The sequence below is a fragment of the Streptomyces sp. NPDC107538 genome, from assembly GCF_055657445.1.
In genome coordinates this window covers 23351-36672 of the sequence record NZ_JBVKAY010000028.1, presented here as the reverse complement: position 1 = coordinate 36672, position 13322 = coordinate 23351, and the positions used below count along the sequence as shown (strand labels likewise).

11 protein-coding genes are annotated in these 13322 nt (G+C 70.5%); 3 read left to right on the top strand and 8 right to left on the bottom strand.

Annotated elements, in window-relative coordinates; translation table 11 throughout:
• Positions 1-93 precede the first annotated feature (93 nt).
• Positions 94-3222, bottom strand: a complete 3129-nt coding sequence (locus ACZ7MG_RS43095) for an alpha-N-acetylglucosaminidase (protein ID WP_471395867.1) — start codon at positions 3220-3222, stop codon at positions 94-96.
• 115 nt (positions 3223-3337) lie between these two features.
• On the opposite strand from ACZ7MG_RS43095, the gene ACZ7MG_RS43090 reads away from it, so the two are divergent.
• Positions 3338-3790 carry a hypothetical protein gene (locus tag ACZ7MG_RS43090; protein WP_471395866.1) on the top strand — a complete coding sequence of 151 codons (453 nt, stop codon included), beginning with the start codon at positions 3338-3340 and terminating at the stop codon, positions 3788-3790.
• 97 nt (positions 3791-3887) lie between these two features.
• Here ACZ7MG_RS43090 and ACZ7MG_RS43085 read toward each other — a convergent pair whose 3' ends face one another.
• The 7 genes from ACZ7MG_RS43085 to ACZ7MG_RS43055 all read right to left on the bottom strand — a co-directional run bounded on the left by ACZ7MG_RS43085 (position 3888) and on the right by ACZ7MG_RS43055 (position 11509).
• Positions 3888-5486: a DUF1996 domain-containing protein gene (locus ACZ7MG_RS43085; protein WP_471395865.1), complete on the bottom strand. Its 1599-nt coding sequence runs from the start codon at positions 5484-5486 to the stop codon at positions 3888-3890.
• 310 nt (positions 5487-5796) lie between these two features.
• Positions 5797-6819: an NAD-dependent epimerase/dehydratase family protein gene (locus ACZ7MG_RS43080; protein ID WP_471395864.1), complete on the bottom strand. Its 1023-nt coding sequence runs from the start codon at positions 6817-6819 to the stop codon at positions 5797-5799.
• Between the two features lie 93 nt (positions 6820-6912).
• Complete coding sequence (locus ACZ7MG_RS43075; RefSeq protein WP_471395863.1) at positions 6913-7533, bottom strand: winged helix-turn-helix domain-containing protein; 621 nt, start codon at positions 7531-7533, stop codon at positions 6913-6915.
• Between the two features lie 345 nt (positions 7534-7878).
• Complete coding sequence (locus tag ACZ7MG_RS43070; RefSeq protein WP_471395862.1) at positions 7879-8841, bottom strand: DUF6891 domain-containing protein; 963 nt, start codon at positions 8839-8841, stop codon at positions 7879-7881.
• 84 nt (positions 8842-8925) lie between these two features.
• A complete protein-coding gene (gene glnII / locus ACZ7MG_RS43065) occupies positions 8926-9954 on the bottom strand; it encodes a glutamine synthetase (RefSeq protein WP_471395861.1) in 1029 nt (342 codons plus the stop codon).
• Positions 9955-10305: 351 nt separating this feature from the next.
• Entirely contained in the window at positions 10306-10989 is a 684-nt protein-coding gene (locus ACZ7MG_RS43060) for an RlpA-like double-psi beta-barrel domain-containing protein (RefSeq protein ID WP_471395860.1), read from the bottom strand.
• 160 nt (positions 10990-11149) lie between these two features.
• A complete protein-coding gene (locus ACZ7MG_RS43055; protein WP_471395859.1) occupies positions 11150-11509 on the bottom strand; it encodes an arsenate reductase family protein in 360 nt (119 codons plus the stop codon).
• A 213-nt stretch (positions 11510-11722) separates the two neighbouring features.
• On the opposite strand from ACZ7MG_RS43055, the gene ACZ7MG_RS43050 reads away from it, so the two are divergent.
• Positions 11723-12037, top strand: coding sequence for a hypothetical protein (locus ACZ7MG_RS43050; protein ID WP_471395858.1), 315 nt, complete (start codon positions 11723-11725; stop codon positions 12035-12037).
• A gap of 212 nt (positions 12038-12249) precedes the next feature.
• Positions 12250-12897, top strand: coding sequence for a DUF4360 domain-containing protein (locus ACZ7MG_RS43045; protein WP_471395857.1), 648 nt, complete (start codon positions 12250-12252; stop codon positions 12895-12897).
• The last annotated feature ends 425 nt before the right edge of the window (positions 12898-13322 follow it).

Sequence of the window (13322 nt, the reverse complement as noted above, 5' to 3'; positions counted from 1 at the left end):
GATCTGCCCCGGCTTTTTCAGGGGCGCGGGGAACTGCGCGAGAAGCCCCACCGGACCCGCACCCGCCAGACCGCCCCAAACACCCCCCACCCCCTACGCCAACGACCACCCGCTGAACTCCACCAACCCCCGCCCCCCGCTCCCCCCATTCGTCGCACTCATGAAGAGCCCCACGTCCTGCCCCGCCCCCACCGCCCCCGGCACACTCATCGACGCCACCACCCGCCAGCTCACCCCGTCGTCCACGGAACACTCACCCACATACGCCCCCACCCCCACCCGCCTCAACCGCAACACCACCGGCGCCCGCACCCCCGTGATCCGCCGATACGTGTCCAGTGTCCCGTCCCCCGTACTGTCGTACGACAACACCACCCCGTTCACGGGAGTGACCGCCAGATTCAGGAACCCCGCACTCCCGGCCACCCCCAGCGCGTTCCGCACCACGATCCCGGCCCGAGCCCAGTTCCCGGTCACCGCCTGCGAGTCGACCCGAAGTGTGACCGCCGTACCCTCGCGCAGCGCCCCCGCCCGGTACACCGTGCCGAACTCCGAAGTACCCCGCCACAGATCCGCCCCACCCCCGTCGATGGCGAACCGTTCCCCCAACTGCCCGAACACGGCCCCGTTGTTGGTGTACGTACTCCACCCCGCCTCCAACGGCCCCGCCTCGAACAGCGTCCCGTCGAACCGCCCCTCCACCCGCTCCTCACCCCGGGGCCCGTACACCACGGTGACCGCGTACGGCAGCGGCCGCAGCGGCCGGTCCAGCGGCACCCCCGGCGCACCGACCCGCCAGCGCACGGTCCCCGCCCCCGCCGCGGCGACACCCGGCAACGATGTCGGCCCCTCCGGCTCGGCCGTCCCGTCGAACCCGTCGAGCGAGAGGTCCACCCGCCCGGTCGCCCGCAGCCCGTTGACGTTCCGGAAGACCGCCGACAGCCGCGCACTCCCGCCGGGCGGCAGCACCGGCGGCTCCGCGGTGACGGTCAGCGTCCCCTGGTACGGCGCCCGCGCCAGCACGTCCCGCACCCGCACGGCGGCCCGGTACGCCTCCCCCACCGGCCGCAGCGGATAGTCCTTCCGCTCCCGTGTCCACGGCTCCTCGAACGCGAACCAGTCCACGGCCGCCGGAGCGGTCCCCGTGGCGAGCGCGTCCTCCAGGGTGTCGAGCCACTTCTGCCAGCGCGGGACGTAGAAGTCGGCCATGAGACCGTTCCACTCCCGGTTGCCGTACTCGTGCAGGGCCCCCGCGTCCGAGGTCGCGCGCCCGCCCCACACCGTGATCAGCACCTTCGCCGTCCGCTCGAACTCCGCCCGCTCGGCGTCGTTCGTCGCCAGCAGTCGCGCGTCGTTCACCCATGGCCCGAGCAGGAACGCCCCGTTCGTCCCCGTCACCTCGTCGGACAGCCGCATCAGCCGCAGCCAGAGCGTGGACAGCGTCCGGAAGGTCGCGAGATCCCCGCGTCGGTAGGCCTCCCGCAGCTGCGGCAGATACTGGCGGCTGCGGTGCGCCAGCGCCTGCCGGGCCACGTCCACCACGTCGTACCGGTACGCCGGGTTGCGGCGCAGCCCGCCCGCCACCCCCAGCAGCCCGGCGAGCGCCGCGTCGAAGCGCCCCGGGTCGTACGTCAGCGCTCTCGGCGCGTACTCGGCGGCCCGGTTCGCGGCCAGGTCGGGGCGGGCGCAGAACAGGGAGTCGTGCGGGTCGCTGCGTTCCACGGCCCGCTGCTGGTACGCCGTGTCGTGCAGCGCCCGCCAGGCCCGGCGGGCGGAGTCGTCGCGGCCGCCGTAGCGGAAGTCGGCGTACGAGGAGAACCAGGCCGCCCGGTCGAGCTTCCGCGGTGTCCAGGCCAGTTCGGAGAAGAGCTCGAAGGCCGCCGGGTCGCGGTCGGTGGCCTCCGGGAGATACGCCGTACCGGCGAGCGCGCTGCCCGCCTTGTCCCGCCAGGCGAAGAACTTGTCGTTCCACAGGTGCGCGCGGGCGCCGATCGTCGTCCGGCCGCCGAAGTTCGGGATCGTTCCGAAGCAGTACGGGGTGCCGCCCCAGTCGCGTTCGCGGTCGGTGACGCTCGCGTAGCGGTCGGAGACACCGTCCACGATCAGCATTTTCGACCGGTCGATGGCGTCCAGCAGCTCCGGCAGCGGGTTCTCCTGCCAGCCGAGGATCACCCAGGTGGCACCGGGATGCGCCTTCTGAAGGGCCTTCTCCACGCCCTGCGCCGCGTCCGGCACCGGTACGTCGCCCGCCGTGCCGCCCTCGTGCAGGAGGTCCATCTTGAAGTGGGCCGCCTCCCCGAACACGTCCTCGGTGTGGCCGTAGAAGGAGGCGGCGACCCGGGCGAAGGTGTCCGTGCGCGGATCGAGCCAGTCGGGGCGTTCGAAGCCGTGCCAGATGCCCTGCGGGACGACGTGCGCGTCCCCGCCGTTGCGCTCCACGAACTCCTTGGGCACATGCCCGTAGTAGCCGGGGAGCACCGGGGACATGCCCAGCTCGCGCAGCCGGTCGGCGATCCTGCGGCCCAGCGCGGCCCGGCGGGCGATCAACTCGGGGGAGAGCGGGCCGCCGTAGCCGGAGAGGTTCTGCAGCAGCCACCACGGCTGGTGCGAGGGGGCCGGGAGCCAGGCGCGGGACTCCTCGTCGGAGTAGCCGAAGTCCTTCAGCAGCCGGTGGTAGACGGCCTCCATGCCCGCGATGACCAGCACCTCGTTGCAGCCGTGCGCCGCCAGCAGGTCGATCTGGTGTTCCCAGTACGGCCAGTCCGCGTACGGGGCGGTGTAGCCGTCGTTGGTGTCGTTGAGCGCGAAGCGGTGGGGGAGGGCGGTGGATCTCTCCAGGGGCCGGGCGGGCGCGGGAAGGCGGCTGGGGAGGTCCAGTTGGCTGCCGTTCCAGGCGAGGTGGGCCCCGCAGACGTACTTGAGGTACCAGTGGACCCCCATCAGCAGCGTGGCCGGTGTCGTCGCCCGTACCTGGATGCGTCCGGTGGTGCCGGTGACCCGGAACCGGTCGACGGTGCCGCTCCGGTCGAGCAGACTGAGCCGGAACTGTCCGGCATGACCGGGCAGCAGCCGATTGAGCGCGGAGCGCGCGGGAGCCGTATCGAAGGCGGGGCCCTCGCCGGGGCTCTCTGCGGCGTGGGCCGGGGCCGACCACTTCAGGTGGGTTCCGAGGCCGATGACACCGGCCGAGCCCAGCACCGTGCGTCGCGACGGACTGTTCATGTCTGTGTGCCCCCTGTGTCGACAGTGGCGGCACGCTAACTGGGCGACCGTCCGTGAACAACGGTGCGCACGGAGCTGGCGAGTTCACGTCGCCGGAACGGACCCGGAGGAACGGATGAGTGTGACGAGGAAGAGCCTTGCGGGGAGCGCCGCCGGTGCGGTCGCCGCCCTGCTGTTGCTGACCGGCTGCGGCGCGGGCGACGACGCCGAGGCCGCCGTCCCGAAGACGGCGACCGGGACACTGGAGCACATCGCGGGCGAGGTGGGCTGCAAGCCGGACATGCAGACGGACGCGGACACGATCCGCCAGGCGCTGTGCACCAACAAGGACGGCGAGTTCGACGGCAAGTTCGTCCTCGCGACCTTCGCCACCGACCGCGGCCAGGCCGAGTGGCTGGCAGGCGCCAAGGACTACGGCGGCTACTACCTCGTCGGCCGCAAGTGGGTCGCCGTCGGCGAGAAGAAGACCGTGGGCGGGCTGCAGGGCACGCTCGGCGGAGAGGTCCAGGAGGGGTCCGCGCACATGAACCCCGGCGGCAGCCACAACAACGGCAGCCACAGCGGCTGAACACCCGTGAGGGAAAACGAAAGCCGGCGGTGGGAGATCCCACCGCCGGCTTCCTCGTTACCGCGTGACTACCGCGTCAGTGCTGCCGCCTGCTGGGCTACTGGCAGTCCTGGCCGCTGTTGATGCAGTCGACCACCTGGTTCATCGTGTTCTGGTCGAAGAAGTTGATGAAGTCGTTGTGGTCGGTGATCGCCTTGTGGAGCTGGTCCGGGAAGGAGTCGATCGCGTAGGCGTTCTGCAGCTGCCCGTTCTGGATGGACGGGGCCGGGATGTCGTAGACCAGGCGGACCTGGAGCTGCGGGATGGCCTGGAAGCCGTTGGAGCAGCTGCCGTCCTGCTCGACGAAGTCGACGTGCGTCCGGTGGTTGGCGCTGTCGATGTTCTGGCCGTCCCAGCAGCTCTGGAAGAAGGACGTCCGGACCACGGAGCTGCCCTGCGGGCAGATCGGGTACTTGTCCGTCACCACACGGTCCTCGAGACCCGTGCAGCTCCAGTTGGTGTTGGCGTTGTTCAGGCCGTTCACGAAGGACTTCGCGTCACCGGTGATGATGCGCAACGCGGTCGGCATCGCGACGACGTCGCCCTGCTTGTTGCCGACGAACTTCAGCTCGGCCTGGTTGGGCTCGACGATCTTGCCGACGTTGCCGTCCTGGCCACCGCCGGGGGCGTTGGCGTCGATGTCGTTCGAGCCGTCCTGCAGACGGATGACCGGCCAGAAGTAGGACGACTTGTCACCCTGGTTCTGGCAGGTGGTCTGCGCGTTGGCCAGGTCCTGGTCGCTCGCGAAGGCGTTGTTGCTCTGGTTGCCGACGTAGTCGTGCTGGTGCTGGGCACCGTTGCTGACACCGGGGGCGACGATCACGTTGTCCGAGTTGCGGAGCTCGTTCTCGTTGGTGCCGCAGTTCGTGGTGAAGGTACCCGTCGAACCGCCGTCACCGTTCGCGGCGAGACCGTTGCCGCCGACACCCTTCGGGCCGCCGTTCGGCTGGACCGTGGTCAGGTCGACGAAGTCGGCCGCCACCGGGCCGTTGCCGCCCTGACCGTTGCCGCCCTGGTCCTGACCCTGGCCGTTGTCGCCCTGACCGTTGTCACCCTGGTCCTGGCCCTGGCCGTTGTCGCCCTGGTTCTGACCGCCACCGTTGTTGCCCTGGTTCTGGCCCTGACCGTTGCCGCCCTGGCCGTTGCCACCCTGGTTCTGGCCCTGGCCGCCACCGGCGTTGACCTGGTTCTGGTCGACGACACCCTCGCAGGTGGCGAGCTGGTCCATGCCCTGCGGCACCTGGCCGCCCGCGTTCCGGATGTTGATGCCGATCCGGTCGAGGGTGGCGACCCGCTTGGACTTGAGCGGGCCGATGATCGCGTTGTTGACGAAGCCGGCATCCCCCGCCTGGGCCTGGCGCGTGTCCGCGAGGCGCTTGTACGCCGCGGTGATCTGCTGGTCCAGCGTCGCCAGCTCCTTGGCGACGTTCTTGCGCGCCTTCTGGGGCACGTTGGTCAGCTGCTGGCCGACGTCCGGGCAGTCGATCGTGGCCACCTGCGCGGAGGCCAGCGTGCTGTTCTGCTCGGACTTCGACTCACCGGCCGAGGCGTAGAAGTTCGCCCAGACCAGGCCGCCGCCCGCGACCGCGAGCGCCGCGGATGCGGCGATGGCCCGGACGGCCAGCGGCGAACGTCGTTTGCGTGTGTTGCGTCCCATGGAACTCCTCTGACTTCCTTGCGGGGCATCGAGGCGCCCGACAGGAGTGAAGCGGCTCCATCAAATACGCGGTGAGTCCCAGGAGTGTTCAGGCGACTCAAGAATTGATGAGAGATTCGTGGGACAAACTGGTTTCAACACCCCACGAAACACCGGGAGTTGCCGATCCCCTACGGCGTGTGCGCGGTGAAGGTCCCCGGCGGGGTCCGTGAAGGGGGCGTTTCGGCGGCCCTGGCCAAGATACGCGAGAACCGCCGCGCGCGTGCCGATTGCCCGTTCTGCCGGGGGCTCCAGAGTCCCGCCGCGGGCTCTAGAGGCCCAGTACCTTCGCCTCCACCGCCGGGTCCAGCCCCACCGGCGGCCGGTCCGGCCGGTGCGGCGCCACCCCGCCGAGCCCCGTCAGCCACTCCCAGGTGTCCCGTACGGTCTCCTCCACGCTCCGGCAGCGCAGTCCGTCCCGTACGGCCCGGGACACGTCCGCCCGGTGCAGCGCGTCATGCAGTTCGCTTCCCTCCGGCAGCCACACCGGCAGCTGCGTCCACGGCTCGATCCCGGCGCCGAGGATCAACTCCGGTGCGGTCCACCGGAGTTCGGCCGCCGCGCCGGTCACCCGTACGCACGCGTCGAGCAGTTCGCCCATGGTGGCCATGCCCGAGGGGGAGACCAGGTTGTAGGCGCCGCTCAACTCCCGTTCCGCCGCGCCGACGATCCACTCGGCGAGATCGCGGACGTCGACGTACTGCAGGGGCAGGTCCCGGGGGCCGGGCGCCAGGACCGGCCCGCCCCGGGCGACCCGGTTGAGCCACCAGGGCAGCCGGCCGATGTTCTCGTACGGCCCGAGGATCAGCCCGGCGCGTACGAGGAGCGAGCGGTCGGCGCCGAACGCCTCGACCGCGGCCAGCTCCCCGCCCAACTTGTCGCGCGCGTAGTCCGTCTGGTCGGCGTCCGCCGACGCGCCCTCCACCACGGGAGCCCGCTCGTCGTTCCCGGCGGCCGAGGGCCAGGCGTACACCGAGCGACTCGACACGTACACATACCGTCCGGCCACGCCCGACAGCAGTCGCGCGGTGTCCCGGACGGCTCGCGGCGCCGCCGACCAGGTGTCGACGACGACATCCCACCCGCCCCCGCCGGAACCGGAACCGGCGGTGGAGGCGTCGACGAGCGCCGCGAGCCCGTCCGCCGCGGTGCGGTCGCCCAGCAACGACCGCACCCCGGCCGGAGGCGCGTGCCGTCCCCGGTGGAAGACGGTCACCTCCCAGCCGCGGGTCAGCGCCGACTCCACGACGGCGCGGCCCACGAACTCCGTACCACCCAGCATCAGAAGTCTCATACCGCCGACTCTGCCCGCGCGGAGCCCGGCACGGAACGGAAATCTGCTCTCAGGAGATCTTTCGGGAGAACCTTCGAGAGAACCTTCGGGAGATCAACGGCTCCGCGGCGGTGTGTACTTGTATCCGACCCGCCGCACGGTCTGGATCGACTGACGGAACTCCGCGCCCAGCTTGCGGCGCAGCCGGGCGATGTGGACGTCGACCGTACGACCGTCGCCCACATGCCCGTAGCCCCACACCGTGGTGACCAACTGGTCGCGGGTGTGCACCCGGTTGGGGTGCGCCACGAGATGGGCGAGGAGCTCGAACTCCAGATAGGTCAGGTCCAGCGGCCGTCCGCCGACCTCGGCGGTGCGCTGCACGGTGTCGACCCGGACCACCTCGTCCCCGACCTCGACGGAACCGCCGGCCCGTTCGACCGGCTTCTCGTCCGCGACGGCGAACGGCGGCACCGGCGGCTGCTGGTCGGCCGGCACGAGCACCAGGTAGCCGATCATCGGCGGCCGGCCCGGCAGCGTGGGCAGGGTGTGCTGCGGCGCGGGCAGCCAGGTCGCGCCCGGCGGCAGGAAGTCCGTGATGTCCACGACCTCGTCCCGGCCCACGGCACGCAACCGGTGCCGCGGCGAGGCACCGGGGGAGGGAACGGCGACGGGGGCGGAGCCCGACGCGGAGGTCAGCGGGGTGGCGGTCGACAAAGAACGGGTGTTCGCCATGAGAGGTCAGCTCTTTCGCGCGAGAGGTTCGTCCGGGAGACCTCGGCGACCGAGTTCGTGGTCGGTGACCCGCCGAGGGACGTACGTCGTTCCGCGCCGACCGAAGGCCGGGGTGTACGGCTTTAGAGGGTCGGCGCGTTCATCGCGCGGCAACACACCCGGTCGAAGTCATGGTGCTGACGGGAAGGCCAGAAGGGCTCAAGGTCATGGCGACCCGTCGCACGTCGGTTCTGGAAGCTGGCCATGTCCTCATTGAAGCAGACACACGCCCGTCGCAGGAGCCTCCTCTCACTGCTTGGACGCTTCTTTGACATGACGGCGGCGTGTCCCGGGGCGGCCAACACCTCACCCGACCAGGCGTTTCCGCCAGTCCAGCGAGGTGACGGTGATGGCGGTGCCGGGATCGCCGTCCCAGTCGGTGGACAGCCCCTCCGCCGCGAGCGCGGCCACGACCTGGTGCCCGACCGTCGCGGTGGTCTCGGCGGAGCCGTCGAACCCGCCGTAGAGCAGCATCAGTCCGTGCCCGGCGGCGGCACCCTCCGTGCACTGCGAGTGGAAGAACACGAACCCCGGGGCGTCCGGCGGGCCTTCGGCGCCGATCTCGCTCGTACCGCAGTTGCGGCAGCAGGTGAAGTTCTCCCGGGCGGTGATGCCGTGCGCCGCCCCGAGCGTTTCGAAGGCGCGGGTGAGCCGTTCGGGGTCGGTGACACCGTCCCAGGTCTCCTGCTCGGCGAGCCGCTCCACCCAGAGCCGGTCGACGAGCTGCCGGGCCTGCGCGGCCGAGACGGGCCGTATGTCGCCGTCGACCAGATACTCCTCGGCGGTCTCGCTCAGCCGCGCCCGGTCGTCGTAGCCGCAGCGCAGCAGCTCCCGTACCCGCTCCTCGACCTGTTCCCGTACGTCGTCCGGGAGTTCGGGGACCTCCTCCGGGGCGTCATGCTCGACCGGGGTCCACTCGATGCCGGTGTCCCAGCCCTCCGCCCGCCGCGCCCAGCCGGTCATGGCCTCGGCGACCCGCTCGGGGCCGGTGAGGACCGCCCCGAAGAACCGGTCGCGGCCCTCGCGGTGCTCCAGCTGGTACTCGCCGTCCGTGCCGTCGTCGGCCCGCTCGTGCCAGACCTGGACGAAGACATCCGGCACGTCCGGGATCCGCTGCACGACCAGGAAACGGTCGCCGTGGTCCCCGATCCGCCGCACCAGCTCGCGCAGCCGCTCGGCCGTGATCCGGGCGTGCTTCTCCCAGTTCTCCGTCTCGACCTTGATGGCCAGTCCGGACATGTCGCGCAGGTCGCCCCCGTCGATCTTCATGCCCCCACGATCGCACGCCCCTCCGACAACGCCGAAGGGCGCCCACCGCCGACGGTGGGCGCCCTTCGGGAGCAGCGGGGTGGATCAGACCTGGCCGGCCTTGTCGAGCGCGGTGCAGCAGGTGTCGACGATCAGCCGCGTGACGACGTACGGGTCGACGTTGGCGTTCGGACGGCGGTCCTCGATGTAGCCCTTGCCGTCCTTCTCGACCTGCCACGGGATACGGACCGAGGCGCCACGGTTGGAGACACCGTAGGAGTACTCGTTCCACGGGGCGGTCTCGTGCAGACCGGTCAGACGGTCGTCGATGCCGGCGCCGTAGTTCTTGACGTGGTCGAGCGGCTTCGAGCCCTCGCCCAGCGACTCGCACGCGGTGATGATCGCGTCGTAGCCCTCGCGCATCGCCTTCGTGGAGAAGTTGGTGTGCGCGCCGGCGCCGTTCCAGTCACCCTTGGCGGGCTTGGGGTCGAGGGTGGCGGCGACGTCGAAGTCCTCGGCGGTGCGGTAGAGCAGCCAGCGGGCCACCCACAGGTGGTCGGAGACCTCCAGCGGGGAGACCGGGCCGACCTGGAACTCCCACTGGCCGGGCATGACCTCGGCGTTGATGCCGGAGATGGCGAGGCCGGCCTCCAGGCAGTTCTCCAGGTGGGCCTCGACGATGTCACGGCCGAAGATCTCGTCGGCGCCGACACCGCAGTAGTAGCCGCCCTGGGGGGCCGGGAAGCCGCCCTTGGGGAAGCCGAGCGGCGAGCCGTCCTGGAAGAAGGTGTACTCCTGCTCGATGCCGAAGATCGGCTCCTGCGCGGCGAACTTCTCGGCGACCTCGCGCAGCGCGGCACGGGTGTTGGACTCGTGCGGCGTCATGTCGATGTTGAGGACCTCGCAGAGCACGAGGACGTCGTCGCCGCCGCGGATCGGGTCCGGGCAGGAGAAGACCGGCTGGAGCACACGGTCCGAGGAGTGCCCCTCGGCCTGGTTCGTGGAGGACCCGTCGAAGCCCCAGATCGGCAGCTCCGCACCCTTGGCGTCGTCGGCGAGGATCTTCGTCTTGGATCGGAGCTTGGCCGTCGGCTCGGTGCCGTCGATCCAGATGTACTCAGCCTTGAAGGTCACGGGACACATCCTTCGGGGTGGGTCACTAGGCGCATGTGCGGGTGCTGCGGCGCTGCGGCACTGAAACGCCGCGCTTGATGCCGGGCAGCCTGTCAACCAGCGATTTCCCGGTCATTGCTCGAATGTGAACCCCGTGTTACCTGGTGTCCGTGTGGCGCGACTCACGCTCCGGCCCCAGGCGCTGGTCGCAGACGCGCGGGAGGCCGGTCACCGCCGCGCGCGGTGACCGGCCTCCCCGGACGGACGTCGCCTGCTCGTCACCTCACTGTCATGAGCGGGCCCTTGCCGTCGTCCTTGCCGTACTCCTTGTCGTAGTCCTTGCCGTCGTCCCTGCCGTCGTCCGGGCGGGTGTCACTCCACCTTCTCGATCAGCGCGCGGCGGATCAGGAACTTGCCGGGCTCCCGGACCTGTTCGAAGGCGGCGTTGTTCAGCAGGACACAACTGCCGGAGACCGAGGTGACCTCGACCGTCGTGGACTTGTTGTTGTCCAGGTTGGTGACCCGCAGCTTCGTACCGGCCGGGAACTCGTTGCTGGACGCGGCCGGGGCGCCGGCCTCACCCGAGAGGGTGACGGTGGAGCCGTTGCAGACCTGCTCGCCGGCGCCGCCCGCGTTGCCGTCGGTGCCTGCCTCGTCGCCCTGGGGGTCCTGAGCCGACCCCCCGGTCTCCGCGGCCGGCGTGGACGGCTGTGCGGGTTGAGCCGGCTGCGCGGGCTGTGCCGCCTGGGAGCCCTGAGCCGACTCCCCGACGACGCAGTCCGACGCGCCCTGCTGGACCTTGATCTGGGCGATGACCGCCTCGCGGTTGGCGATCCGGGCCGCCGACTGGGCGTCGGGGTTCGCCTTCTGGTCCGCGATGAACCGCTCGTTGTTGCCGAGCGCCGTGGCCAGGCCCTGGCAGACACTGGACTGGGCCGCGGTCTGCGCGGCGTTCGACGTGGCCGCCATGGCGAAGGCCCCGCCCCCCGCCACCGCGGCCGCGGTCACGAACAGCGCGACCTTCTTCTTCGTGCCGAGCGTTCTCCTACGCGACATGCGCGCCTCCTGTTCCCGGTGGACTTCGGATCGGCCACCGGATCGGACGAGTACGCCGCTACGTACGAGATCCCGAACGAAGCTACTCAACGGTCACAGCAAACTCTCAAGTAACCCACGTCACAGCGAGGTTGGAGACCGGGGCGCCGCGAAGCACCCCCTACCTGGACAAGGCGTCCCGTACCGCCTCGTCCGTGCGGGCCACCACCGCCGTGCCGTCGTCCGCGGTGATGATCGGCCGCTGGATGAGCTTCGGATGCTCGGCGAGCGCCTTGATCCACCGGTCCCGTGAACCGGCGTCCCGCGCCCACTCCTTGAGGCCCAGCTCCTTGGCGGCGGCCTCCTGGGTGCGGGTGATGTCCCACGGTTCGAGCCCGAGCCGGTCCAGTACGGCACGGATCTCGTCCTCGCTCGGGACGTCCTCCAGATAGCGGCGGACGGTGTAGTCGGCGCCCTCGGCGTCGAGCAGGCTGATCGCGCTGCGGCACTTCGAACAGGCCGGGTTGATCCAGATCTCCATGCGCCCACCGTAGTCAACGGGAGTGGCCGGCGGGCTGGCCGTCGGGCCGACCGTCGGGTCGCGAAAACCCATGTTCCACCTCTGTCACAGGACCCCTCAGATCCCTTCTGGCCAGGGGCGATTGTCAGTGGGGGGTAGTAAAATAGAAGCAGTGTTCGAGGGTTGCCGACGGGGGATTTCCGGCGGCGCCCAGACCGCGACAGGAGGATGTCCGTGCCCGCTGCCGCACTGAAGTCGAAGCCGCTGCCCACCCAGTCCACCGCCCAGCATCCCGTCCTGCTCGACCTGCCCTACGCGCCGGTGGTGAAGCACACCCTGCCGCCGGGCCGTCCGCGTGAGTGGTACATCACGCACAACCGGCGTCTGAAGGCCATGCGCCTGGCGATCGCCCTGCTCGACTCCGGTGTCCACATGCCGAACCAGGCGCGCAACGAGACGATCCGCAGCACGGCGGAGGTCATCGGTGTGCACCCGCCGTCGGACACCACGTGCCACATGGTGCGGGCGCTGATGCGCTACAGCCGCTGAGGCTGAGGCGAAGCTGAGGGAAAAGGGCGATCTCCGGCCGCCAGGGTTGGCCGGAGATCGCCCTAGTCCTGCCCGCCCGGGGTCCATACGATGCGGTCGCCCCTCGGTCTTCACAGCTGCTTCACAGATTGCCGCTTCAACGACCGTGGGGTCCTCGCGCATGTCTATTGACATGTGCACGACACATGCATCACTAGATCGGAGAACCCCCCATGGTTCGTGGTCTCCTCCTGGGCGGCGCCGTCGCCGCCCTGTTCGCCAGTGCGCTGCCCGCGCAGGCCGATTCCCCGTTCGAGGACCCGCCCCCGGACAAGATCATCATCAAGGTCGCCACGGTGAACGGCTCCGGCTGTCCCCAGGGCACGGCCGCGGTCGCCGTCTCGCCGGACAACACCGCGTTCACCGTGACCTACAGCGACTACCTCGCCCAGGTCGGCGGCGGCGCCCCGTCCACCGCGTTCCGCAAGAACTGCCAGCTCAACCTGATCGTCCATGTGCCCGGCGGCTTCACCTACGCCATCGCCAGCGTCGACTACCGCGGCTTCGCCTCGCTCGCGCGCGGTGCGAGTGGTGTCGAGAAGGCCTCGTACTACTTCCAGGGCTCCCCGGACACGGCTTCCCGGACCCACACGTTCACCGGCCCCCTCGAGGACAACTGGCAGGCCACGGACGAGACCGACTGGGCCCAGCTGGTGTGGGCGCCCTGCGGTGTCGAGCGCAACTTCAACATCAACACCGAGCTGCGGGTCAACCGCGGGTCCTCGCCGACGAGCAGCACGAGCTTCATGACCATGGACTCGACGGACGGCGACATCAGCACGATCTACCACTTGGCCTGGAAGGAGTGCCCCTCCGAGTGAGCCGTGGCGCCGGGTACCCTCTCGTTTTCGGGCACCCGGCGCGTCGTACTTCGTCGGAGGCGGTTGTCCGTCCGCGGCTCCGGTGGGGCTTCTCGCGCAGTTCCCCGCGCCCCTAAAAGCCCCGGGCCCCGGCGGGCCCGAAGGACGGCGGTCGCGCGGCCTGGAAGGCGACGGCCGGGCGGGCCTGAAAGACGGCCGTCGGGCGGGTGCGAGGACGGCGGCCGGGCGGCCTTGAAAGGCGACGGTCGGGCGGGCGTGAGGACGGCGGCCGGGTGGCCTTGAAAGGCGACGGTCGGGCGGGCGTGAGGACGGCGGCCGGGTGGGCTTGAAGGCGACGTTGGGGCGGGCATGAGGACGACGGCCGGGCGGGCCTGAAAAGCGTGGGGCGTAGCCCCGGCTTTTCAGGGGCGCGGGGAACTGCGCGA